At 42.0% G+C, this 26,366-nt stretch carries 17 protein-coding genes; 8 read left to right on the top strand and 9 right to left on the bottom strand.

Translation table 11 applies throughout. The annotated features are described in order from the left end of the window. Nucleotides 1-17: 17 nt before the first annotated feature. The 4 genes from ABWT76_RS27055 to ABWT76_RS27040 all read right to left on the bottom strand — a co-directional run bounded on the left by ABWT76_RS27055 (nucleotide 18) and on the right by ABWT76_RS27040 (nucleotide 3,683). Nucleotides 18-1,400, bottom strand: a complete 1,383-nt coding sequence (locus ABWT76_RS27055) for a DNA cytosine methyltransferase (RefSeq protein WP_354635240.1) — start codon at nucleotides 1,398-1,400, stop codon at nucleotides 18-20. 537 nt (nucleotides 1,401-1,937) lie between these two features. Next, the gene (locus tag ABWT76_RS27050) at nucleotides 1,938-2,138 is read right to left on the bottom strand and encodes a hypothetical protein (RefSeq protein WP_054466639.1); all 201 of its coding nucleotides are present in this window, start codon (nucleotides 2,136-2,138) and stop codon (nucleotides 1,938-1,940) included. 235 nt (nucleotides 2,139-2,373) lie between these two features. Then, on the bottom strand, nucleotides 2,374-3,030 hold the full coding sequence (locus ABWT76_RS27045) for a M23 family metallopeptidase (protein ID WP_369817728.1): 657 nt from the start codon (nucleotides 3,028-3,030) through the stop codon (nucleotides 2,374-2,376). A gap of 467 nt (nucleotides 3,031-3,497) precedes the next feature. Further along, nucleotides 3,498-3,683: a hypothetical protein gene (locus ABWT76_RS27040; RefSeq protein ID WP_054466638.1), complete on the bottom strand. Its 186-nt coding sequence runs from the start codon at nucleotides 3,681-3,683 to the stop codon at nucleotides 3,498-3,500. A 59-nt stretch (nucleotides 3,684-3,742) separates the two neighbouring features. Here ABWT76_RS27040 and ABWT76_RS27035 point away from each other — a divergent pair, with 59 nt between their 5' ends. From ABWT76_RS27035 to ABWT76_RS27015, 5 genes are all read left to right on the top strand, one after another. After that, the gene (locus ABWT76_RS27035) at nucleotides 3,743-4,126 is read left to right on the top strand and encodes a hypothetical protein (protein ID WP_054466637.1); all 384 of its coding nucleotides are present in this window, start codon (nucleotides 3,743-3,745) and stop codon (nucleotides 4,124-4,126) included. A 352-nt stretch (nucleotides 4,127-4,478) separates the two neighbouring features. After that, the gene (locus ABWT76_RS27030) at nucleotides 4,479-5,303 is read left to right on the top strand and encodes a DUF1838 domain-containing protein (protein ID WP_054466636.1); all 825 of its coding nucleotides are present in this window, start codon (nucleotides 4,479-4,481) and stop codon (nucleotides 5,301-5,303) included. A 494-nt stretch (nucleotides 5,304-5,797) separates the two neighbouring features. After that, nucleotides 5,798-6,487 (top strand): dephospho-CoA kinase, encoded by a 690-nt coding sequence (coaE, locus tag ABWT76_RS27025; protein WP_054466635.1) that lies wholly within the window; start codon nucleotides 5,798-5,800, stop codon nucleotides 6,485-6,487. A gap of 176 nt (nucleotides 6,488-6,663) precedes the next feature. Then, complete coding sequence (gene crtD, locus ABWT76_RS27020) at nucleotides 6,664-8,268, top strand: C-3',4' desaturase CrtD (RefSeq protein ID WP_054466634.1); 1,605 nt, start codon at nucleotides 6,664-6,666, stop codon at nucleotides 8,266-8,268. 433 nt (nucleotides 8,269-8,701) lie between these two features. Beyond that, complete coding sequence (locus ABWT76_RS27015) at nucleotides 8,702-9,409, top strand: carbonic anhydrase (protein WP_054466632.1); 708 nt, start codon at nucleotides 8,702-8,704, stop codon at nucleotides 9,407-9,409. A gap of 464 nt (nucleotides 9,410-9,873) precedes the next feature. On the opposite strand, the gene ABWT76_RS27010 is transcribed toward ABWT76_RS27015, so the two are convergent. The 4 genes from ABWT76_RS27010 to ABWT76_RS26995 all read right to left on the bottom strand — a co-directional run bounded on the left by ABWT76_RS27010 (nucleotide 9,874) and on the right by ABWT76_RS26995 (nucleotide 17,296). Further along, on the bottom strand, nucleotides 9,874-14,868 hold the full coding sequence (locus ABWT76_RS27010; protein WP_190878677.1) for a hypothetical protein: 4,995 nt from the start codon (nucleotides 14,866-14,868) through the stop codon (nucleotides 9,874-9,876). 197 nt (nucleotides 14,869-15,065) lie between these two features. Then, nucleotides 15,066-16,361: a P-loop NTPase fold protein gene (locus tag ABWT76_RS27005; protein WP_054469806.1), complete on the bottom strand. Its 1,296-nt coding sequence runs from the start codon at nucleotides 16,359-16,361 to the stop codon at nucleotides 15,066-15,068. 442 nt (nucleotides 16,362-16,803) lie between these two features. Continuing rightward, nucleotides 16,804-16,965, bottom strand: a complete 162-nt coding sequence (locus ABWT76_RS27000; protein WP_354635239.1) for a hypothetical protein — start codon at nucleotides 16,963-16,965, stop codon at nucleotides 16,804-16,806. An 88-nt stretch (nucleotides 16,966-17,053) separates the two neighbouring features. Beyond that, nucleotides 17,054-17,296, bottom strand: a complete 243-nt coding sequence (locus tag ABWT76_RS26995) for a hypothetical protein (protein ID WP_156332062.1) — start codon at nucleotides 17,294-17,296, stop codon at nucleotides 17,054-17,056. 478 nt (nucleotides 17,297-17,774) lie between these two features. Here ABWT76_RS26995 and ABWT76_RS26990 point away from each other — a divergent pair, with 478 nt between their 5' ends. Next, the gene (locus ABWT76_RS26990) at nucleotides 17,775-21,752 is read left to right on the top strand and encodes a PAS domain S-box protein (protein WP_354635238.1); all 3,978 of its coding nucleotides are present in this window, start codon (nucleotides 17,775-17,777) and stop codon (nucleotides 21,750-21,752) included. A 2-nt stretch (nucleotides 21,753-21,754) separates the two neighbouring features. Continuing rightward, entirely contained in the window at nucleotides 21,755-22,876 is a 1,122-nt protein-coding gene (locus tag ABWT76_RS26985; protein WP_054469809.1) for an ATP-binding protein, read from the top strand. A 108-nt stretch (nucleotides 22,877-22,984) separates the two neighbouring features. Here ABWT76_RS26985 and thyX read toward each other — a convergent pair whose 3' ends face one another. Next, on the bottom strand, nucleotides 22,985-24,409 hold the full coding sequence (gene thyX, locus ABWT76_RS26980) for an FAD-dependent thymidylate synthase (protein ID WP_054469810.1): 1,425 nt from the start codon (nucleotides 24,407-24,409) through the stop codon (nucleotides 22,985-22,987). Nucleotides 24,410-25,355: 946 nt separating this feature from the next. Between thyX and ABWT76_RS26975 the strand changes: the two genes are divergently transcribed. Then, the gene (locus tag ABWT76_RS26975; protein ID WP_054469811.1) at nucleotides 25,356-26,012 is read left to right on the top strand and encodes a GAF domain-containing protein; all 657 of its coding nucleotides are present in this window, start codon (nucleotides 25,356-25,358) and stop codon (nucleotides 26,010-26,012) included. Nucleotides 26,013-26,366: the final 354 nt, after the last annotated feature.

The following is a 26,366-nucleotide window of genomic DNA, read 5'->3' as shown; positions in this document are numbered from 1 at the left end:
ACTCTATAGACTATTCATTAAATAAAATTCAAAGTTTCCACTAAATTTTTGGCAATATAATAGACAGCCGGAACCGAAACAGCATTGCCAAATTGTTTTTTCGCAATATTGGGGTTTTCATGGCATTGAAACCAATCGGGAAATCCTTGCAGTCGGCAAGCGTCTTGGGCGGTAATCAGCCTAAACTTTTTCGGTTTATAGATTTTTTGTAAAAATAGACGCTTATAGTCTTCGGGATTTTCGGCATGAATAGCCACTGTAGCAATATAGTCTTTTGTCCCCGTAGCGGTCAAAGTAGGAATCATCGCTGAACTGGGCAAAAATACCCGATAAACCCCACCAATTCCTGCACTATTTTTGGAATTCACAAATTCATACTTGGATCCGGCACCATCTCTCACGAGACGTAAGATTTTTTTCTCCACCAGTTGATTTAATTCGGTTTCTTTAAGGCCATCAATTAACTCACGCAAATCCTCAAAAGATAAAGGATTTCCATCCTTTAATCCATATTTCTTCCGGCGGCGGTTCTTCAGAATTGTGACACAAATTAACTTTTCTCTTGCGCTGGTTTTAATTAAATCCCAAGAGTGAATCGTGGTATGACCATTCCGCAAATCGGAAAACACAAAAAAATCATTCATTTCATCATCTTTTTGAAACCGATTGCGCGACGGTGGAATTTGCTCCCCAAACAGTAAATCAGGAGAAACTTTGACTTTTTCGATAATTTCACAGTCTTTAATCTCATCGATAATATCAACCAGCTTGGGCTGACAATCAATCGGTTCAGGAAAAGAGTACCCTTGAGCATTTTCTAAATCATTTCTGATGCCCACGATAAATACTCGTTCTCGACTTTGGGGAACGCCAAAATCATAAGAATTAATGATTTTCCAGCGAACCGAATAGTCGATCGCTTCAAACTGTTGTAATAAATAATCAAAGCTTTGGCGGTTTTTCGGACTGGCTAAACCTCGGACATTTTCAAAAATAAAAGATTTTGGTTGATATTTTGCTAATAAACGCATCACGTCAAACCAAAGCTGTCCTCTGGGGTCATCAAATCCTTTTAATTTTCCGGCGATCGACCAAGGCTGACAGGGAACCCCACCCACAATTAAGTCAAGATTTTCAGGAATTTCTTGGATATTTCTGATATCCCCTAAATCAATTTCATCGGAATTCACATAGCCGATAAAATTTTGCCGATAGACTTTCTGGGCTTCTGGATCGATTTCCGAGTAGCCTACACATTTACCGCCTAATTTTTCTAAAGGAATGCGGAACCCGCCAATTCCCGAAAATAAGTCAATAAACTTAAATTTAACCCCACCCGTCAAAACTTGTAAGAGGTTGGGGTTAAATAGTTCTAACTGTGATTTATTTTGAGTAAGCATCGTTGATTTTTCGCGTCGATCTGAATGTAATTGCCGGGACTTTAGCTGAAGGCAAAACCGCTGTTTAGCTAATGCTAATGATAACATAATTCATTGAGTTAATCAATTCAGGTATCGGCCAGAGGATTGTGAGGAATGCGATCGCACATTTTATCCCCTCCAGATTGCCCTAATTATTCTCAGGATCGAATTAATAAATAATCAGGGTTTTTATTTGATGTAGTCGGTAATGGTTATAATTGCGATTTATACGTTTTGCCTACGTTTTTAATCGGATATATATAAACAGCATCAATCTAGCTTTGATTGTCTAATATCAAAGCCGTGAAAATATTTAGGATTTTTTATTTATTTTAGGATAAAAAGCTAAAGGAAGCGAGAGTTGATGAATATGGTTTTTCATTTTTTTGATGATGTTAGCCAGATTTTATCGTTATCAAGTGATGATTTGAGTATTATAGCTCAAATAGGTATGAAAATCATGGCGATCGCGTCATCAATTTCTCCTCAAAACCAGAGAATGTTGAAAAACACTGTTTAATCTGTCACCTGAAGCCATCCTTGACGGACATTGTAGAGTAGGCGATCGATAATCAGCATTTCTGAGTGACTCAAAGATTCCCCTAACAAGAGATTTTTGATTTTTTGACGGTCAGAAGAAGTTAAGATGGTAGAAAACATCGCTTGACCGTAAAGTTCTTCAAGGGATAGCTTGGACCGATTTTTGGTAAGTGACATAATCTCACGAAGTAATATGGAATTGGGTTGTTTATTACAATGCAAGATTTTCTCAAATTTTACAGTGATCTGATTACTCTGGGATTGTGATCTTGATCCGGCTAAGTGAAGCCAAAAAAACCGAGGTTCTACGCAAGATCCTCAGCGTTTTTACTGAGGTATCTCCGTATAAACTCGGTTGTTTGGTCAGTTTTTTTTGATTTGCAATTTTTTGGCTCGGTTGTCTCGATTCGTCTTAGGGTTGCCGAGATATTTGTTGATCTTGATACATTTGGCGAATGACTAGGGCTGGGTCATACCATTGACCCGCATATTTTAGCCCCCAGTGTAAATGGGGGCCGGTGGTGCGACCTGTCATACCCACTCGACCAATGCGTGCTCCGGCAGGGATCTGTTGGCCTTCACCGATAAAAATGCCGCCAGATCGGTCGATTAAATACGGAACTCCGTTAGATGTTTCTACGGATCCGTCCATGTGGCAATAGATGTGATCCCAATTGCCGGATGAAATCACCAGACCAATGCCACAACGACCATCATCAATCACTTCTACCACCGTACCCGCCCACCAATTACGGACGTAGCTACCCATTGGTGCCGCAATGTCTAATCCTGAGTGAAATTCTTCGGTGTATCCTCCGGTGGGCGATCGCCGATAGCCAAATGGGGAAGTATATTCTTGAAAATTTTCTACTGGAAACGAGGCATTTTGCCACGCGCTGCCCCGGGCAACCTGATAAGTTTCATTCGCCGTAGCCGGTTGCATCATATCAATCCCATTTAAACCCAGGACTGTAAATAAACTGAGCATGGCGATTAACACAACTTGGGTGATGGGACTCCAGCATTTTTGCTTGAGTTGCTTGAGTATTGATCGTAACTTTTGCTTCACAGGTGGATACTCCTCAGATACCGTAATGATTTCCAGATTCGAGCATAGATTCAGATTAAATCAAGTTAAATATTCAGATTAAACATATTTTGATCCTTCAGTGCGTTCTTAAGGGTTTAGTTTAACTCTTTTTGAGTTAACTATCTCCACAGGTACTCTAAAGCTTTATATTTTTTCAGGTGTCTCCTAAACTATCAGGAATTATTCAGATATTTAAAAAAAGCTTTTTGGCGGGAAATTTTTTCTGGATTATAAATATTATAAATATTTAGGATTGATTCTTTTCGGGGTAAATTTCAATGTCTAATGATTTTTGATGTTTTAGCCCTGTCCGGATCGGGAACCTCCTGACTTTCTGTTGCCAGTCTGACAAGATTGGAAGCGATCGGCAGATAATGAACGGATAAATAACATAAAAGCTTCCCTAAGTCAATTTATTTGACAAGTTTTTTTTGTAAATTTTTTTATCAAGTTTGGGGAGTGCGATCGCACCTGTCATCACCTACCAGGTAAAACCCAAGAGTGTGAATCATTTTTGGTTTTAGTGCCAACCGGAATCTAGATTTTAGACCCATGATGGTGGGCAGGGTTTCCAGAACCTTAAAATTTTCGTTAAGATTACCATATTCTTTGGTGGATTTTTTGGTGGACATATCCTCCACTCAACCCCCTTGCTGAACCGATCCCATTAGCTGCAATATTTTTTTGACCTATGTTGACTGACATTTTTTTCTTCAGGTTTCCCTTTGATGCCACTACGGTAGCGGGCGCCAGCTTGTGGGCGCTGTCGTTGTATTTAGGGTTTTATCCCCTAAGTCAGTGGGTGACAGAACAACTCAACCGCTGGTTTAATTTTGCGGAGCGATCGCTCTACACCTCCGAGAAAGAGTTTGAAAGAACTCGCAAAGCCCGAGAGTCACAAAATGCATTCTATGCTTCAGTGTGCAGCATTCTCCCATTTTTTATCGTGGGAGTTTTATGTAATTACGGCATTGAACTCAGTCTGGGATCGAGTTGGGCGATCAGTGTGGGGATGATTAGCTGTATTGGGTCGGGAGTTTATGAACTGGGACGGCGCAATAGTAGCAGTAATTAAGACATTTAAACCTGGTAAATTGCTGGCTTTTAGTCGCAACGATTAATCGGTTAATTCAGAAACCGGGTTCTGCCCATTGTTCCAGAAATCCTGGTTCACCGGGTAACAAATTCGGTTTCTGATTTCCATATTATCTGATTAAATCTTTAGATTAACTACCCTTGAATAGTTATCCATAAAAAATGATAATAGGCAACAGTAAAACGGGCAAAAAAACTAAAATTAAGTAAATAATAGGGATGTAAAGCAAATTTTTGCTAACTAATTATCCCAAACTAATCTCAGGTAAAATCGACGGACGATTGATAGCAATAGCAAAAAATTAAAATCATTTAGTGTATTTATCTAATAAATGATGAATTTTATCAAAACAGATTTAAACCTAAAAGATTGGATAAAAGTTAGAGGAAGTGCAGATGGCAGCCAATCTTTTCTTACCTGGTCGGGTTCAATTTATGGGATAGTTCCCGGAGAACCGACAAAACATTTATTTCAGATATTAGGGATGAGTGTTGCCCGGTTTATTTCTAACCCCGATGAAACTTGGGATTTTACCTCGCGGGAAATCAGTTTATATTTAGACCCGATGACCGGAACCCGCTTAAATCATTGGCAAAACCCCTGGACAGGTGAAATTTTACCCGTGGTTCATGTGGCCAACAATCCAGTCCAGGCAAATTTTAATCTGACAAAACGGTTTCCGGGAATTGTGGCTGGGGATCTCACGACTTTTCTGATTAATTTATTTCCTCAATATCCGAATCCTCTGGCAAAAGATGCGAAATTTGCTCCCTATAGTCCCCAGGCAATTTATCAGTCAACGGAACTGTTTAAATTGACTGTCTCTACGGCTGATATGGAAAATACAGAACTTATTTCTATTCCCAATGTGATGTTAGCTTGGGATAGAATTGGGCCTTGGTTGCCGTGGATGAAAATGGGCGATCGCCCTGGTTATCTGATTTACAGTGCTTGGGGGAAAAAAGTGCCCATTTTTAATAATCTGCCCCAATTGCTGCAAGATGAAATTACCACCCGTGTGCCTTTATATCAAAATGCGCCGATGAAAAAACTGGCTCAAGATAATTGTACTTCTTGGAAGTATTTTTATCAACACTTTGATGCCTATCTGCGGCAAGAAATATTTCCCATTTTTGAACTTGATTCTCCAGAATAAGCAGATGATGACCAGCCGCCAGTAAACTTGGGTGATTGGCGGCTTGTTTAATTGGATTGCGCGATCGCGTGAAGCGGGAGAATTAAGCAATTTGCTTGAACAAATTATGGTTTTTTTAGGGGCTAATTGATTTATCAATAATTGCAGATAGATAACTGCAATTATCTAGAAAAAAATAGCAAAATTAGTCAATGCCTAGTTATTTGAAAAAATTTGAAAAAACTTGCAAAAATTGGGCGCGGGGTCGATCGCATTCTTCATTTATGGCGATTCATGGCGATCGCAGAACCATTCGGGCAATGAATTATCTAAATCATTGCGATCGCTTCCAGGGGTATCAAAAAAATTAATCAAATTGTATTTTTACCAACAGTTAACACTTAAAAATGGTAACATCCTATATCTAATTCAGAATTACCATGAATTCGGGCTGTTTCTTATCCCAACGACCAGCTATATTATTTGTGGTGATGTCACTGAAGCGGAGTTGACTAATGACCACAAGCGCCAATCCCAGACCCTTGCCTACATACACTAACATCCAACCCCGAATCATTGGTTTAACCGGCGGCATCAGCACCGGCAAAACGACCGTTTCTGACTATTTGGCAACCGTTCACCAATTGCCCGTATTTGATGCCGATATTTTTGCTCGCGACGCAGTGAAACTCGGTTCTCCGGTACTCAAGGCGATCTCCAACCGTTACGGCACAGGTATTCTCCTTGACGATGGTAATTTGAATCGAGGACAACTCGGCCATATTATCTTTAGCAACCCTGCGGAACGGCATTGGATTGAGCAACAAATTCATCCTTATGTTCGGCGTCGGTTGCGCGAAGGAATCCAAAAAATCCTCGCACCCAAGCAACCCCCAGCCAAAAATAATGGCAAAATTCAACCAACACCACAAACCCCAATTGTTTTGGTGGTGCCCTTGTTGTTTGAAGCCAAAATGACCGATTTAGTCACGGAAATTTGGGTGGTTTATGCGCCACGGGCTTTAGAAATCGAGCGGTTAATCAAACGAGATGGTCTGGCGGCAGAACAAGCGATCGCCCGCATTGATAGCCAAATGTCCATTGACGAAAAAGCGTCCCTAGCTGACGTGGTACTCGACAACTCATCAACAATGGATCATTTAGTTCAACAAATTGATGCGGCTTTGCTTAAGTCTTCTCGTTAACCCTTGTTAACCGTTGTTAACCCTTGATATTCCGCTATTCGCGAACTCATCTAGCCACGGATTGACATCCGTGGCGCACCTGCGGGGAATATTCATCCCCAGCCACTCATGCCACACTCATACCATGAGAAAATCAACTACAATCGACATTGTAAACAAATGTAAAGATTGATTTCATGGCCAACAGTCAACAGAATCATCCCCCAGAGAATCATCAAAAAACCGCGATCGTCATTGGGGCAGGAATTGGTGGGTTAACCGCAGGTGTACTGTTAGCCAAACGGGGTTATCAAGTGCGAATTTATGACCAGGCGATCGTTCCTGGGGGCTGTGCTTCTACATTCAAACGCCAAGGATTTACCTTTGATGTAGGGGCAACCCAAGTCGCAGGATTAGAACCGGGAGGCATTCATCACCGTATTTTCTCGGAGTTAGAAATTGACCTGCCCGAAGCTACCTACTGCGATCCAGCTTGTGCGGTATTTTTACCCGGAGAAACCGAACCAATTAATATTTGGCGTGACCCGAAAAAATGGCAGGAAGAACGCGATCGCCACTTTCCCGGAAGCCAACCTTTTTGGCAATTAATGGATACATTATTTCAAGCCAGTTGGCAATTTCAAGGCCGCGATCCGGTACTGCCGCCGCGCAATAGTTGGGATATATGGCAATTAGTCAAAGCCTTGCGACCAGACACATTAATTACCGTCCCTTTTACCTTAATGACGGTATTAGATGCCCTGCGATTATTTGGCTTAGAAAAGAATCACCGCTTAAAAACTTTTTTAGATTTACAACTGAAGTTATATTCTCAAGTTGATGCCAATGAAACCGCCTTATTATATGCCGCCACCGCCTTGGGAGTTTCTCAGTCTCCTCAAGGACTGTTTCACCTGAAAGGCAGTATGCAAGTGTTGAGCGATCGCCTAGTTGAAGGCTTAGAAAAATATGGCGGTCAGCTATTTATGCGCCATACAGTCAAAGAAATCAACATCGATCAACATGGGGCATCTAGTGTCGTAATTAGCAACCAGAAAAGCGGGAAAATTTGGACAGAAAAAGCCGATCATATTGTCGCAAATGTGCCGGTACAAAACTTAGTAAAAATGTTAACTTCCGTTGTCCCAGAACATAAAACCAATCCACAGCATCGCTTTTTCCAAAACCTGTATCAAAACCGAGTGGAAAACTTGCCCCCCGCTTCCGGTGCATTTGTGGTTTATTTAGGTGTCACCCAAGAAGCTATTCCCGAAAATTGTCCCCCCCATATGCAATTTCTCTATGAATATGCAGAAGATGGAAAAATCGGCGCAAGGCAAACTATTGGGGAAAATAATTCTCTATTTGTTTCTGTCAGTCACCCTGGGGATGGTCGCGCCCCCGACGGCAAATTTACCATTACCGCGTCTTCTTTTACGGATACAAAACTGTGGCAAAATTGCCATGATTATGCAGCATTAAAACAAGCCTATACGGAAAAAGCAATTCAGCGGTTAGGGCAATATTTTCACCTCAATTCTGACACAATCATTTACCAAGAAGCGGCGACACCGCGCACTTTTGCTCAATATACCGGGCGTTTACATGGAATTGTTGGGGGAGTGGGACAACGGATTCAAACTTTTGGGCCTTTTGGCATTGCCACTCGCACCCCAATTCAGCATTTATGGTTAGTGGGAGACTCTACTCACCCAGGAGAAGGAACTGCTGGGGTGAGTTATTCCGCATTGACCGCAGTGCGACAAATTCAAGAGGAAGATGCCGGGGAAAAAGGAAAATAGACTTCTTGAAAAATTCCAAAAAGCCGATGGCGGTGAATCCGCCATCGGTTGGGGGGATCGACACCTTATGAAAGCACTCTTGTCTAATAATCAGCTATCGGTAGGGTGTTGTTCCGACGGTGACACACCAATACCCCATATATATAGAGTCGTTGCGTAAGTCCTAGATAACATACAGCACCGAAGCGATTTTTTGAGGTATGTTAAGCCAGCCCCTGCGGGGTGGGGGCAATCAACGAAAGTCCCCCATTATCCAAGTGGCTTGGAGAATGGGGGATCGAGATGTATAGCAGAGGAAACTGCTGTCAGACAAAAGTTTTTTTAGCATCGATTTTACCACAAGTCCTTTGGTCAAAAAAAACTCCGCGATCGACGTCCATTGACTTTATATCTATTCATAGCATTTTTATATAGATCGAGGTTAATAGACGCAATGTCAAAACATCAACCAAGAATGTCCCGTCGCAATCTGTTACAATTTAGCTCTGGAATCATTGGTGCCGGAATTCTCAGCCAAACGTTTGGCTCCCAACTCCGAAATCCAGCCCCTGTCGTGGCTCAAAATGATGTGACCCCAGAGGCAGCCCTAGAAAAACTGATGCAGGGAAATGAACGATTTGTCCAAGATAAACGGGAAAACCCCAATCAATCTTTATTCCGACTAGCGGAAGTGGCCGCTAAACAAAAGCCGTTTGCGGCGATTCTTTCTTGTGCGGATTCTCGCGTGCCATCAGAACTTGTGTTTGACCAAGGATTAGGCGATTTATTTGTGGTTCGCGTGGCGGGAAATGTGGCGACTCCAGAAGAAATTGGCAGCTTAGAATTTGGCACGTTAGTCTTAGGCGCAAAAGTCCTATTGGTGATGGGACACGAACGCTGCGGTGCGGTGGATGCGGCGATCCAAGATGCCCAAGTTCCCGGTCAAATTGGCAGCATTTTAGATTCAATTCGCCCCGCTGTCGGTCGGGTGGCCGATAATGTGAGCGATCGCCTTACGGAAGTTTGTAAAGCCAATGTTTTGTTACAAATCGAACGGCTGAATGCTTCTCCAGTGTTGTCTCAGCTTGTTCAAGAAGGCAAACTAAAAATTGCCGGTGCTTATTATGACTTGGATACCGGAGAAGCGACTCTTCTCAGTTAATTCATCTAGCTTTCGGGGTGTGGGGGGTGTGGGGGGTGTGGGGGAAAGTGAAAAGTCGTAGGGGCTTTCTGGCCATTCGCCCGTACAAAAGTCGTAGGGGCTTTCTGGCCATATAGCCTGGCGGATTATGCTTCGCAAGGACGCCCGTACAAAATTCGTAGGGGCTTTCTGGCCATTCGCCCGTACAAAAGAAATATCACTATAGCAGTCCTATATCAGTTGTGGAATTGTAGGGGTAACAGGTTTGGCAAGCGTGAGCTTACCCCTAAACGCGCAGGGGCAACCACCGCCTTAAGGAATTGCCCCCTACAAAAATATTACGATTGAAATAGGACTGCTATATTCACTATTCACTATTCACTATTCACTCTCTCCCCTACCCTCCCTACCCTCCCTACCCTCTCTTCCCCCTACACCCTACACCTCTTACCCTGAGCCTGCCGAAGGGCTACACCCTACACCCTCTATCCTTGATTCTGACAAAGATTGCGATCGCGCTCCATATTATGCGGATGACTGGTCAAATAGTCTTTTAGCCAATGACATCCTTCTAACAACAGTCGTTCTAAAGATAAATTCCAGAGAATCACTCGGTTATCTTGAGACGCTGAAGCAATGGCTTGACTATCGGCACTAAAAGTGAGACTCAATACTGCTGCGGTATGACCTTCTAAAGTGGTTAGCAAATTTCCTTCAGCATCCCAAAGTTTGACGGTTTGATCTTTACTGGCACTGGCGATTAATTGGCCATCTCGACTAAAGCTGACCCAGTAAACTGAGCCTAAATGACCTTCTAAGGTTTTCAGCAAATTTCCTTCCGTATCCCAGAGTTTAATTGTATTATCACTACTGGCGGTGGCGAGGCGATCGCCGGTGGGGGAAAAAGTCACATTCCAGACTTCCCCTTTATGACCATATAAAGTAGTCTGCAAAGTTCCATCCCCTTGCCAAATTTTCACCGTGCGATCGCTGGAAGCAGTGGCAAAGCGATCGCCCTTTGGAGAAAAACTAATTCGATTAATTGCCAATGAATGGCCTTCTATGGACTGAAGTTTTTTCCCATTTAAATCCCAAAACTGGATCAGCCCATCCTCACTCGCGGAAGCAATGGTTTTACCATTGGGACTAAACGAAACGGAGAGAACTCTTGCCCCATGTTCGCCGATAAGTTTGCCAATAATTTTTTGATTAGATTTATCTCCAATCTGCCAAAGTCGCACGGTGCGATCGCCACTCGCGGTAGCAATCAATTTGTTATCGGGAGAAAAACTCACATCCCATACCGCTTGTTGATGTCCGATCAACTGGTGAATTTCTCTGCGATCGCTCACTGACCAGAGTCGCACGGTTTTATCTTCACTCGCGGAAGCCAGGATTTGGCCATCGGGAGAATAAGAAACCGCCAAAACGGGCTGATTATGGGATTTCAGCGCCGGTAATTCCCCACTGGCAAAGGTTTTCCAAAGTTTAATGGTGTTATCACTGCTGGCAGAAGCTAAGATTTGGGTATCCGGGGAAAAACTAACGCTACGGACTACCCCCCTGTGTCCCCCCAGTTCCCGGATTTTAGTGCCGTCACTTTTCCATAAAATTACGGTATTATCCGCACCCGCAGAAGCTAAGATTTTGCCATCGGGACTAAAACTGACTCCCCAGACGCGATCGCGATGGCCGCTTAAAGTTTTCCACAAAGTACCATCAGCCTGCCAAAGTTTCACGGTTTTATCGCCACTAGCGCTGGCGAGAAGCTGTCCATCTGGAGAAAAACTCACACTGGTAACGGCTTCGGTATGACCTCTTAAAGTTTTCCACAAAGTACCTCGATCGCTCCACAATTTGATCGTGTTATCCGCAGAAGTGGAAGCCAGAATTCGCCCACTAGGGCTAAAAGTCACACTGGTGACAGCTTGATCGTGTCCGTTTAAAGTTCTGACCAAAGTTCCGTCTAGCTGCCAAAGTTTAATGGTGGCATCTTGACTGGAGGTAGCAATTAAATCCCCGGTGGGGGAAAAACTCACCCCAGTAACACCTTGGGTATGACCTCGCATCAGGGCGACAGTCTCGCCTTCACGGTTCCAGAGTTTGACGGTTTTGTCAACACTGGCAGAAGCAATTAATTGACCATCGGGACTGACGGCGACTCTAGTAATGGGCTGGTCGTGAGCAAAAATCGTCCGTAAAATTGTGCCTTCACGATGCCAAATTTTAACCGTATTATCGATACTGCCACTGACCAAAATATCTCCTTTTGGGGAAAAACTGACCGTGACCACACTATCTCGATGGGATTGTAAACGGTTGATTTCCGCTGTTTGATGGACTGTTTTATAAAGTTGCTTCACCGTTTCTGCTTGAATATCAGCCGGTGCTGAATTTAAGTTTTGAATTTTGGTCGCCGCTTTCACCCCGGAAATTAATGCTTCTAATTGATTATTAGAAAGTAACAGGGCTTTGGTGGCGGCGTTGGTGGCTTCAATTTCCGCAATTTGCGCCCGTTGGCGGGCTATATTCGCTTCCTTTGCCGCTAAGGACGCTTGTTCGGCGGCGTTTTTTGCCTGTTGCTCCGCTTGTTTAGTAATTTGCGCCTGATGCCATGCGATCGCTGATAAGCCGACAAAAATCATTAGCCCAACGGCGGTTAAATTGCGGGTAAATTGTAGGGTTTTCTTTTCTTTTTCTTTCGCCCTTGCTAACTGATCGGCTAATTCTTTTTCTTGAACCAGTTTTTGATATTTCTTTTGCAACTCTCGGAGTTCTTGTTGAATGTCCGGTTGCTGACGAATAAAGGCGACAAGGTAATCGTGAACTAACTGATAGCGATTGGTGGTGACTTCCGGTAGTTTAAATAATAAACCGGATTTTTCGAGAATTTCTAAAATCGATTCTAACTGTTTAACATTCACCCCAGAGGCAACTAATTCACTAGCTAATTCCCCTAAAGTTTTTAAGGGACGAATTCCATTTTCTTCGGTTAAAAAGTATAACAGTAACCGAGCCGCCCGTTGGTTTTTGGGGCCACAATCCAAAATTACTTCTTCTAAAAACCGTTCCACCAGCTTTTCTTTTGGTCCATACTGCTCGTATTCCGCCAGAGTTCTAATATTTTGGGCTTGCAGTTGGGCGCCAACCACTTGTAATTCAATGGGTCGCACTTCCCCCAGTTGATCCGCCAAATCATCCACTAGGCGATCTAGTAATTCGGGAGTTAATTTAATTTGGGAACGTTCCATTAACCCATTAATCACATTATAGGAATTTTTCTTACTGAAATTTCCCAAGTAGTAGCGAATATTCTTATTTAAGATATCTTGATTAAAGGTTTCAATGGGACAGAGGCGATCGCACTCTAATAAATAATGTAAGTAGTCTTCTCTTAAAGACAGGATAACTTTGACAAAGGGTAAATGCAAACAATCTCGTAAAAATTCATAAAACTGGTATTTTTCCGCTAAAGTTTTTTTGACAAAGAAAAACTCTTCAAATTGGTCAAAAATCAACACGGTCAGCAAATTGCGATCGGCATTTTGCTGTAATTCTCCCAAAACTCTCCCCCGTTTTTGGGCAAATGTTTCTATCTCATCGGTATTGACTGAATGGGCAACCACAGGGGGAATTGCTCCTACTGCGGTTTTGCCTAACCATTGCAAATCCCGGTATAAAGCAACTTCCAGGGTATTTAACCAATCGGTGTAAACTTGCACCACCAATGGCAAGGGGGTTCGCGCATCGATCGTTTGTTGTCGCAGTTGTGGCACCAGTCCAGCTTGAACCAAAGAACTTTTACCAACTCCAGATGGTCCGTGAATGACGGTGAGTTTATAGTCATTGCGTCCTAAACGACTAATTAAATTGTTGACATCTTGCTCCCGTCCAGAAGCTTTAATTTCTTGGGCTACGGTACTATTCAGAGATATTTGGGAAATGGTGGGGTTGAGGGAATGGCATTGAGAATGCAGCTTTCCGGCACCAATAAAAGCCCGTAAACCTAATTGAGCTTCGATCGCCCGTTGTTCTTGCTTTAAATCATAAGCAGCTAAATAGTCTTCTTGTTCAAAATAAAGCGAACGCAATTCTTTCAGACTATCTAGATAAATTTGCGGATCGTAATCGGGATCTGTACGAGCAATTTTCAGATTATCAATCAGATTGGCGATCGCTAAATCTTGCTGACATAACTTGGCTTGCGATCGGGCTAACAGCAGCGTATATAACCCGCTAATCTGAGGATAATTTTCATCTTTACCAATAATGGTTAATGCTTTATTTGTCCAATTTTTTGCTTTTTTCCATTGCTTTTTTTGTAAGGCAACTTGTGCTAGAAATCCATAACTTTGGGCTAAAAAATAAGGATGACGATCGGACTGGTATAACTTGAGTAATTGTTTCGCTTGCTTGGCCAACGCTGGCCAATCGGACAACCGTTGAAAGACTAATCCCAATTGACCTAAAAACTTGGCGGTTAAATCTTTTCGCCCCGACTCTTCAAGGGCTTCTTTACATTTTTCTAATTCTCGTCGTGCTTGGGTTAAATATTCTTCCCGTTTTGTTTGTTCTATATCTGCTTTTCGGCAAAAAGTTATGCCTCGGTAAAATCTCACCAGTGCATATTCAACCCAGTCTGAAGATGATGCCAGATTGGGCAACATTATGGCCGAGGAATCACCGTCGATCGCGGCAATTGGCACCACCTCTGATGCTTCAACATTGCCCGATAGTTGGGTTTCTTGCCACCAAGCGTTTAAGCTTTCTTGATAGTGAACTAAGGCTCGATCTAAGCGATCGCGCCCATAATCATCTCGTCCCAAAATAAACTGCACTCTAGCATTTAGTCTTGGGGGTAAAATTAACCCGGATGCCTGCAAATCTTTCAGGGCTGCATCTAGTTCCAAACGATAGCGATCGCCCAAAAATTCTTGATTTGAGCGAAACTGCATTGAACCATCTTCTAAGCATACACTTAAAACACGGTCGCTCATTTCTTCCAGCAAGCGAATTAACTCATTATGGCTTAAGATTAGCTCAGAACTGGTTGCCCAACTATGAAAATCCGGCGCTTTTTGAATTAAAACTTTCAGTACCGGGTCATTTACCCACAAAACCAGCACAAAAGGAAAATTCTTTCTAAACTCATCGCGAACTTGGTTGGTAGCTGTCACCAGCCCATCAAGATTTTCTAACAATTCCAACCCAAACACCATAAAAGCATGAGGCATGGTTTTACCGAGTCCCTCGGCAATGGTTTGATAGAGAGTTTGTGTGGATGGCATCAAGGAAATAGTGCGAATTTCTAACTCTGGGAATTCTTGCAGTTTTTCCAACAGGCGATCGCGCAATAACTGATAGTTACAGCGCACCAAAATCAGGGAAAACTCCCCACCGGAAAAGGATATCGCCCTGCGAAGCATCTTCAGGGTTCCTTGATTGCGTTTTTCTGAATTGCCAGGGGATTGGTGGTGCATAGGTAAGGTTTGGGGGTGGGGGACAAGGGGGATACAAGGGGGAGGGGGCAGACTGTCATCGTCAACGCTCAACGCTCAACGCTCAACTATCAACGCTCAACGCTCAACGCTCAACGAGCAACTATCAACAAGCAACTATCAACAAGCAACTATCAACAAGCAAAGGTCAACGCTCAACAAGCAACTATCAACTATCACTAATAAAATAACATAGGATTAATATCGAACCAACGACCAGAATTGCCAACGCGATATTCAAATACTGACATATTGCGTAACAGTCTTTGATAGTTACTTTCACCTCGGACTTGTTTCGTTTGGGCGACTTCTCGCAATAATTCCCAATCACCGGGTTGAATAGCTAAACTCAATTCAGCGGCGCGTTCTGAAATCACCATTTCGATTAAACTTCTGGGAAATGGAGGGTCCTCACTTTGTAAACAGCGATAAATTAATCCTAATAAATTTCTAATATGTCCACCACTGATGCGACAGAGGCGATCTAGAGTTTCTGGTGTATCGACAATTTCCGTGATTAAACTCAGTTGGGCGGCAGAGTCCAGGTCAGGAAATGCTCTAGCTAACACAGTCTGACGCAAGAGGCTTAAGCCTTGTTGGCATTCTTCTCCCGATCGCAAATGGACGGGCACCATCGGCAAAACTTTTGGTGCCACCCCACCCCCTAGACGATTTTTCAAGAATTCCGAAGATGAGGAAAAAATTAAAGAAAGGGGAATGGTATAAACTAAATGACAGTTAAGTTTTCGCAGTTGTTCGCCGCGATCAACAAATAAATATTCTGGCTGCGATCGCCCGGACGCCACAGGTTTATTATCGACCCGATCCAAGTTATCCACAATCACCACTAATCCTTTTTTTCCCTGTTGCTTCAACTGGGTGGTTGCCGGATGAATAATTTCCGTATTAATTGAGTTTAAAATTCCACTGGTACGCGGCTCTAAATATTGGCGTAATTGCGTGCGGAGTTTGGGACTTTCTTTAGATTGGGCAGTAATTTGCCCAATAACTAAGTCAAAGTCTAATCCGTTGAAAAATTCCAGAGAGTTGGGTAAAAGATGGTAGAGTTCGGTAAATAGGTTTTGGAAATAAGCAGATTGCGTATAAATGGATTTGCTTTTGATATTTTCACTGACTTTATGGGCGATCGCCAATAAAATATCCGTCAGATCCACATCAGCCATTTCTAAATCTTCTGACGACTCAAAATACACCACATAAAATCCGTTTTCTTCTAAATTTTGTTTCAGCTTTAACAATTCCGTGGACTTGCCACAGCCAATATGCCCAGTAAATAGCTGACAAGTAGGATCGTCGGGAGATAAGCGGACGATCGTCCGGCTTAGTTCTTCAATAATCTTGCCACCGCGTACTGAAGATAAATCAATATAATAGCGTCGTTGTTCGGGATGACCAAATACCAGAGTTTTACTCGGATTACAAGCATGATAAAATTGACGTAAGTTAAGGTTCATTTTTTCCAAATCTCAGATTTTATAACTTAACATATTTTTACGTAAAATATGCTTATAGCTATAGACGGTTACATTAGTTATTTGGTTTAAATATTTACTTATTTTATTATAATATTTTGATTATTTATCCCAAAAAAAATATATCTAGGCAGATAATCATGGCAATAATAATTTTTATCTTTTTGCCTGGAATATATGCTATGGCATGATTTAGCCGGGGTATTAGATTTATTAGCTGTAAACGACTCGATAATTATTGGGTAAAGAACATTGAATATTTGCGGGTTAATTTTAAAAAAAATTATCGGAAAAGTAATAATCTATAAAAAAATAAAAAATAGCCATCAGCACCGATTGTCCTGGAATTACGAGGAATTAATGCACTCATTTTCCGATCGCCGAAAACAATCTCACTTATTTTTCCGGTTTTTTTGTGCGTTTATTAATCTTTTTTGCTGTCAGAACAAATTCCATACAGCAGACAATCTTCACTCACTTCACCTCTAGCTGAGACTTGCCACGTTTCCAGATTCCGGGAATTCTGGGAGCGCATCATCTCTTGATTTAACCCGTTGAGGGGATGATTGGTTGGAAATTTTGGCATATGCAAATCATCCCAGGCTAGGATCGGTTTCATTGCCAAATTTACGGTTCCTATCACCCATAAGCAAAGAATTATTCCACGGAAACATTTACCCTTCATTAAAAACACCTCCTAAAGCTTCTAGACCCTCGTGGCGATCGCTTGACAATCGGCAACCGAATTTTACTTTAACGATCATCTCAGTAATCTGCCGAATATTGCCGAATATTTTGTCGTCAGAATAAAAGACCAGGCGATCGCGGAAATAGTTTCTCCGGTTGCGTTGGCTCACCGAGCAAAAATCAAGGGCTTTTGACCAGTTAACCGTTGTTGTTACAAGTTGAACCGCCAACTTTCGACACCCTCTAATTGTTTCTTCACCACTTACCGGATTCGCTCCGGTAAATTACTTTACTAGAATTTGTGTTCTGCAACTTGTAACGGTTAATTTTTTATATTTGGTTGCTAGTTACTTATTTATTATAACCTATTGGTTGGTTGAGGACTTTTCGGCAAGGGAAAGATGGGAGCCACTCCTGGGCTAACCTCCGCCCCGCCGATCAATGTATTTTTATGTAGATTTTTATGTAGATTTTCATGTAGAGGACTGGAGAAGCGATCGAGGTGACTAAATTCCAGATAATTACCAGATAATTAAATTAAATTCTCTGGGTATTGTCGGGTGGGGAAAGTATGGTCTAATGTCCGGCTAATGTCCGGCTAATTTCCCTATAGTTCCATCGCGGGCTTCCAGGGCATTTGATATAATTAGTCAAAAGGTGATTTCAGGATAAATCATCTTTGGCGGCAGATCGGGAAATTCAAGAATTATGATCAATTTCAATATCGATAACCCCAAAAAATCAGGTAATCCAGAATGCGTCAATCAGGGGAATGCTCCAACATTGCCGGATCTGACCTTTGTGATAGATGTTTTGCCATCAGGGGACTTTCTCTTTGTCAGGGTTAACTCACGGTATGAAACGGTGATGGGAAAGTCTAAAGAAATGATTTCAGGCAAAACCCTGAGTCAGGTCTTTCCAGAGGCGATCGCCCAAAAGATCGCGGCTAATTTTAATTATTGTATCGAGTTAAATCAGAGTATTGCTTATGAAGAATATTGGCCGGTTGAAGGGGAAAAAAATTTATGGATTACTACCTTAGTTCCTTTGATAAATGAAGCTTCAGCAGCCAGCCAAAATCAGGGAGAAAAAGATCAGATAGATAGAGGCGATCGCGCCGTTATTATCCCGGAAAATGACAATACTCCAGACTTAATTTATCGCCTGGTTGGTGTCAGTATTAACCTCACCGAATGTCAAAACAATCAAAAGTTATCAATTTCTCCCGAACCCCCCTGTTTTGAAGAGATAGAAAATAACCTGATTCAAACTCAAACTCCCTTGGAAGCAGCACTGAAAAATTCGGCCATTGCCGTTTTTCAGCAGGATCGACAGTTGCGTTACACCTGGGTTTATAATCCCCATGATATTAATGCTGAAGCGGTTTTAGGGAAAACCGATCTAGAACTGCTGCCCCCTGAAGATGCTCTGCATTTGGTTGAGATTAAACAGCGCGTGTTAGACACGGGTATCAGCCATCGAGAAGAAGTGAATGTAACCATGCAAGGGGAAGTTAATTTCTACGATCTCACCGTCGATCCTTTATATGACAGCAGCAGAAATCTCATCGGGGTGACTTGTGCCACCATGAATATTACCGAACGCAAGCGATCGGAACTTGCCCTTAAACAAGCTTATCAGCGATTAAAATGTTATCTGGATAATACTCCGTTAGCGGTAATTGAATTTACCGGATATTTTCAATTACAAAAATGGTCTAAAACCGCAGAAAAAATATTTGGTTGGACGGCAGAAGAACTCGTAGGCAAGTATTTGAAAGATTGGCAGTTTATTCAACCTCAAGATATGAAGCTAATTCATCAAAAAATTTATAAATTAGTCAAAAAAGGGGAGACGGTAAATTTTATTTGCCATCACCATTACACCAAGGAGGGATCGCTGCGATCTTGTGAATGGTATAATTCTACTCTGAGAGATGAGTCAGGAAATGTGATTGCGATTCTCTCGCTTATTCAAGATGTGACTTATCGGATAAGTCTAGAAAAAAAACTCAAAAAATCTTTAAAAAAAATCAAAATAAAAACCAAAAAAATAGAAAATCAAAAAATTAATGTAAATTTAAACACCATAACTAAGCAAACACTCCAAGAAATATTTTTCCGAACTCAAGCCCATGATTTAGTGCAAAAAATTGCCGATACAACACCTCAATTGCTTTATATTTTTAACGTAATTTTACAGCATAATATCTATGCCACCTCGCGGCATCGAGAATTTTTTGGTTGTTCACCGGAAGAAATTCAACGTCAGGGATTCGCATTTTTTGTGGAAAGATTACATCCTGACGATATGGAAAAAATGACGGCACTTTCAGAAAGATTGGCTAAAGCCAAAGATGGAGAAGTCTTAGAAAATGAGTTTAGAGTTAAAAATGCCCACGGAGAATGGCGGTGGCTGCATACTTGGGATGTAATTTTAAGCCGGACTCCAGATGGTTTGCCAGAAACAATGCTGGGGACAGCGGTTGATATCAGCGATCGCAAACAAACCGAAGAGACATTACAATTCCAAGCCCAATTACTCAACAATGTCCGCGAGTCAATTGTCGTCACGGATTTAATGGGCTATATTATTTATTGGAGTCCAGCATCAACAACTCTCTACGGTTATACTCCCGAAGAAGTGATGGGGAAACGGGTGACTTTTATTGTCGAACCCCATGAAGCAGCGGAAGAAGAAGCCAGAATTCAGCAAGTCACGGAAACAGGCTACTGGTCGGGGCAGTATTGGCAAAAACGGAAAGATGGTTCATCTTTCTGGGCGAATACTTCTCTTTCTCTGGCCAAAGATCGCCTGGGAAAACCTTTTGCTTTGATCGGGGTAGATCGGGATATTACCGCACTGAAACAAGCACAAGAACAACTCTATCAACGAGAACAAGAATTTAAAGCTTTAGTGGAAAATTCCCCAGATATAATTGCCCGGTTCGATCGCCAATTTCGCCATGTTTATGTCAACCCAGCGGTGGAACGGGTCACGGGAATATACCCGGAAATATTTATCGGTAAAACTAATGAAGAGTTGGGAATGTCCCCAGACCTTCTATTAGTCTGGAATCAAACCATTGGACGAGTATTTGATACCGGCGAAGATCAACTAATCGAATTTGAATTTTCCACCAGCAGGGGAGTGAAAACCTATCAGTCTCATTTAGTGCCTGAATATGGCCGGGATGGTTCGGTAGAATTTGTCATGGCTCTTAGTCGCGATATTACGGAACTCAAACAGGTGAAAGAGGAGTTGCGTTCTTCTAGGGACTTTCTCGATGCAGTTTTAGAAACGGCCAATGAAGGAATTACCGTGAGTAACCAGCAGGGTCAGTTTATTATTTACAATCATAAAATGCAGGAAATTACCGGCTATTCCAAAGAAGAAGCGGAGCACACTGATTATTTTAGTTGGATTTATGCCGATTCTCTACACCGGACTCAGGCGTTGGCCGCCAGAAACGCTGCCTTCCGAGGCAAAAACATCAGTAATCAAGATTGGCAGATTTTACATAAAGATGGATCGACACGGACGGTGCTGATTTCCACCAAACTTTTGACCTACGATCGACAGAAATGGTTGATTTCTATGGTCAGAGATATTAGCGATCGCTATCGGGCTGAGGAAGCATTGCGCCAAAGTGAGGAAAAATATCGCGTCCTGGTGGAAACATTGCCTTATGGGATTAGAGAAATTGACTTAACCGGTCGAATTACATTGATCAATTCAGCGGGTTTACAAATGTTGGGTTATCAACTCAATGAACTCCAGGGAAAATCTATTTGGTCTTTAGCTGCCGGAGAATCACAACCAGAACATTTAGCCACATATTTTAGGAATTTGATCAACCACAAATTGCCCCCCAGTATCTACACCACTCAGCATCGTCGCAAAGATGGCAGTATTATTGATGTAGAAGTAGCTTGGAACTATCGACTGGATCGTTCTGGGGAAGTGATTGGTTTCGTCTCCGTGATTACGGATATTACTGCCCGCAAGCAAGCGGAACAGCAATTACAAGCGTCTTTGCAAGAAAAAGAACTGCTGCTCAAGGAAGTTCACCATCGGGTGAAAAATAATTTGCAGGTAATTTCCAGCATTTTTTCCTTGCAGTCTATGTATATTCAAGACCCGCAAATCTTGTCGATTCTTGCCGAAAGCCAAAATCGGATCCGTTCAATGGCGCTGATCCATGAAAAGCTCTATCAATCTAATAATCTGGCTAAGGTTGATTTTGCGGATTACTTAAAAAGTTTAACCCGAAATTTATTTGATTCTTATAATGTGAGTCCCAATTTGATTGGCCTGAATTTGCAGGTGAACAATGTGGATCTCAATTTGGATACCGCGATCGCCTGTGGTTTGTTGATTAATGAACTGGTCTCGAATGCCCTGAAACATGGCTTTCCCTACCGAGAACCAGGACAAGGTAAGGCTCGGATGGGTGAAATTACGATTGTGTTTACTCAAATTTCTCAGGGAACACTATTTTTAGAAGTTAGGGATAATGGGGTCGGTTTGCCCAAAGACCTCAATATCGCTGAAACGAATTCCCTGGGATTACGTCTAGTAAGAGCACTTACCCGTCAACTTCGAGGCCAATTAGAAATGCAAAATCAAGGCGGTACAGTGTTCCAACTGACTTTTCCGCAACCCCAAGAATTTAGGAGATTTTAGTCATGTCTCAGTTTAAAATCTTGATTGTCGAAGATGAGGCTATTGTGGCAGAAGATATCGCGATTCGTTTAGAAAAAATGGGCTATACCATCGCCGATATTGTCGCTTCTGGAGAAGAGGCGATCGCCACCGCCATCAAAACTCAGCCGGATTTAGTTTTAATGGATATTATGTTGCAAAATGAAATGAGTGGTATTCAAGCTGCTCAAGCAATTTATACCCAACAGAATATCCCAGTGGTTTATTTAACCGCTTATGGGGATGATAAGACCGTTAAACAAGCTCAAGTCACTTATCCTTTTGGTTATTTACTCAAACCTTTTAAGGATAAAGAACTCCTAGCCGCTATTGAAGTGGCGCGATCGCGCTATCAAAAAGAACTGGAAATTAAACAAGCCTTGACCCAGGCAGAATCCCAAAAACAGCAAGCGGAACAGGAAAATGATAAAAAGTCAGATTATTTGTTGATGGTTTCCCATGATTTACGCAGCCCAATTACTAATATTAAAGCCTGGGTTCAATTGATGAATTTATCCGCTAAAAAATGGTCAGAATATAAAAAGCAAAATGCCCTCAAAGAAATTGAAAAAACAGCGGATATGATGAATATTTTATTAGAAGAAATCTTGCTGATGGCCAAAACAGAAAATCCAGAAAGTAATTTTAAACCTAGGTTGCTAGATGTGCTATCAATATGTCAAAACTTTATGGATAAAATTCAATATCGCGAAGGAAAAAACTATGCGATAAGTTTTGCCCATCAAGGTGAATCTATCAAGGCTTATTTAGATGAGCATTTATTCTGGCATATTCTGAATAATTTACTAGATAATGCCTTTAAGTATTCTCCCCTAGGCAGCCAAATTTATTTAAGTTTAATTGGGGATGCGGATTATATTTGCTTGCAAGTTAAAGATTCTGGCATGGGAATTCCTGAAAAAGATCGAGGCAATTTGTTTGAACCCTTTAAACGAGGCAGCAATGTGATGCAAATTCCGGGGAATGGATTAGGACTCGCGATCGTCAAGCGAGTGGTGGATTTACATCACGGAACTGTTGAAATCACAAGCCAAGAAAATCAGGGGACAACGGTGATTGTTAAATTGCCAGTAAATCAATCATAAATGTTATTGGTTAGTTGTTATTGGTTATTGATTGTTTGTTATTGGCTATTGGTTGTTGCTTGTTGCTTAAAATACAGAATAACCAACAACCAATAACCAATAACTACTTTATGGCGCTAATCGAGATTTTTTAGCCCGATTTTGGAGATACCATTCGGCAACTTCTGGCACCCATTCTTGGAAATGCGGCCAAATTAAATCGCAGAGTTTCTGACATTCTAATTGGGCGTCTTTTTTCCAGCGCATATCGAGCAAATGCATGAGCGATCGCACATTTAAAGACATCACCCAATGTTGTCGCACATCAAAGGGAATAATCCCTCTCGCGTGTTCTTCGGCAGCCCCTTCAGCGATCAGTTGTTGATAGCGTTTTGCCGCTTCTAAGCACCAGGCTAAATCGCGATCGCGTTGTGCTTGAGTATAGTCATAACGCTTTCCTTGGCGATCGGTGTAGCTGCCCACGGGACGGAGATAAAATACGTCTTCCAAATCGCGTTTTCCTTTCGCCGCATCAACGATCCGATTTCCCGTATAGCGGTTAGAGTTATGCACCACCATACCATTGGCGACAAAATTATGCCAAGGGCCTTCTACTTCTAGGTCATAAGTCATTTCTAACCCCAGGAATTCAACGCTTTTTACCTTGATTGGATGCGATCGGAGTTTATTCCCTGGTGATTTCGGTTTAGGCTGCCAATTTTTTGGTTCGAGAATTGGTTGATAATGTTTGGCAAACTCCGCCTCTTTGTTATTTTTCTGTTCTAGAAACTCTTTATCCCTATAAAGTCTATTGCCTGCCACTGCCATGCCATTACATAAGACCAAGCAATTTTTGGTCATGCTGATTACCTGACCATCTTCGGCTGTCATTAAACCGACCGCTTCCCCCATTGTTTGCCAGCCGAATGTGGTAAATAAGCGGTGATTGGTCGTACAATCTAAGGTTTTACCATCTTCTAAAGTTAGGCGATAAACAGGTTGAATCCCTTTAGCCATCACATCCTTAATATGTCCGAGATCAAAAAAACCAGTGGTTTCATTCAGAACCCTTAGCCGCATTTTTTTGATTCGGGTTTTGCAATCACGACGATATTCTCCAGGGGTTTCTCCGTTTCGACCTTGTTTTAATCGTTGGCGAATCGCTTTTTCTCCATTCGTCCACAACTCGTAAAGTTCCGCAATTTTGATTTTGCGTAAACTGCCACTAGCATGAACAAATGTCACCTCAGTATTTCCCGCCAGACACTGCACGTCGAAAGAAATTCCCACGCGATGAGTTCTAATTTGTTGCATCACGCTATGGGGAAAATATCCGCAATTAAAGACAATAGTGGGGTGTTCAACAGGCCCAAAGTGCCCGCGATCGCCTGCCAATAATCGCTTGACAATAATCTCCCCACTTTTGCTTTCCGACGGCCATGTATCCCGTTGATCTATAACAAAATCCTCACAATAATCTTGGTGCATTGCCCCATAAATGACTTGCTGAGGATTGGAGGTTTTGGCAATCACCTCTACACGAAATCGATCCATAAAATCGTTAATAATTTGTAACTTTGAGTGACAGCGATCGCAATCATAGTACAACTCAGATAATGATGATTTTTCTGAGGGAAAATTACCGCTCGATCCGTTGTCGCTCACATTTTATCACTATCACCGTATCACTATCACTGATTCTTGAGACAATTCTGGCATAAATCCTCAAATTCCCGCAGTATGGTTGATCCGCCCGCCGTATATCACTGAATGATTACAGAGAGAGGATCTTTAGGAGCTTCAAGAACCAAGGGTCATCAACCCCGATCGACCCTTGCCTTCTGACAGGATCGCGATCGCCTCTCTGGAAAGAGAAAACCGGAGAGAGGCTGAAACAAGCCATAACCCGTCTTTTTACAAATTACAAATATGATTTCACAGTTTTTTTCTCTGAATTTGACGTAAGTTTTAGTCAGGGATAATATTATGTTAAAAATGTTATGCTGAAACTAGCCATCAGGTCAGGACTAACGCAATCTATCTTAAAGACAATGATGAATTGCCCCGGTCTTTTAGATAAAATTATTTTTTCTGATCGCGATCTACCAGATTTTTTTATTTTTAAAATATTAATTACTTTAATTAATATTTTAAAAATAAACACCTAAAAAACTCCGATAATTAAATGCTAAAACAACAGAAATAAACGCTGTATTTATTCCACAGTATTTTGCCATAAAAATCAAAAAAATTTTATTGGTGTTAATTTTAAAAATTAAACATTTTCTGAATATAAAGAGTATTTTTAAAACCGTAGACAGCGAATTTCGTGACTGCTTAAATGTAGGTCGATTAAGCTGCCATTTATCGGCTGGCTAATGTCAGGTAAAATCCTATGAATCAGCCGTAAAATCATTTAGTGCCATTGAGAGTAAGCGCTTGTCCTCCAGGATAATTTATTTGTGAGGATGTAGCGGCAAATTTACCCTCAGCTTTTGGAATGACCATCGAACAGTATGGTTTGGCTAAAACCCAAATTGCTAATTATCATCAGGGGGAAATTTGGGCGGTAAATAATATCTATGAAGCCGGATTACCATCATGGGATTTGGAAATTCTGCTGCTGCGTTTGCAGGTAAAGGCGAGTCTGACATTGCCGATTTTAACCGGGGAAAAAGCGTGGAGTTGGCTTTGCGTTCACCAATGTTCTCAACCCCGTTCTTGGCAGGAGTCAGAGATTAAATTGGCGCAAAATATTGCGTTACAGTTAGGAATTGCGGTGCAGCAAATGGAGTCGGTGCAAGAACTACGCCAGGAATCAGAGAAATTAGCCTCAGTGGTGGAGCAAGCGGTGGGACGAGAGAAGGCGGTGGCGGCTATTATTAATCGCATTCGCCGATCGCTGGATTTACCGACGATTTTTCAGACCACCGCTTGTGAGGTGCGGCAACTTTTGCAATGCGATCGCGTGGCAATTTTTCGGTTTGAACCCAATTCTAACTATAGCGATGGGGAAATCCTTTCCGAGGATGTGGTGCCACCGTTTCCCTCAACGATTGCCCTCAAAGTTCACGACAATTGCTTTGGCGGACAGTACGCCAGTCAGTATCAGCAGGGTCGGATGCAGGTGATTGCCGATATCTACGCCGGGGGCTGAGTGATTTTCATCAAGAAATGCTGGAGGATTTTCAGGTTAGGGCTAATTTGGTGCTGCCGTTATTACAAAGGGAAAAACTCTGGGGGTTATTCATGGATGAATGCCCAAAAAAAGAGAGAGATATTTCTATGTTAGCGCCATTATCTACTGGAGAGGTTAGAAACCGGGTTTCTTCAGTCAACCCTTGCCACCCAGCAAGTAGGGGCGAATGGCCATTCGCCCCTGCAAGAAACCCGGTTTCTTGCCCCCACCAGCAACCCCTAAACCTGGAGAGGTTAGAAACCGGATTTCTTTAGATAAGTTGTGCCATAATATTAAAGTTAACGCAGAAACCCGGTTTCTTTTCTGTCGCTT

This window comes from Planktothricoides raciborskii GIHE-MW2, assembly GCF_040564635.1.
GTDB classification, from domain to species: domain Bacteria; phylum Cyanobacteriota; class Cyanobacteriia; order Cyanobacteriales; family Laspinemataceae; genus Planktothricoides; species Planktothricoides raciborskii.
The sequence above is the reverse complement of the archived record's forward strand: the minus strand, read 5'-3'. Positions and strand labels throughout refer to the sequence as shown.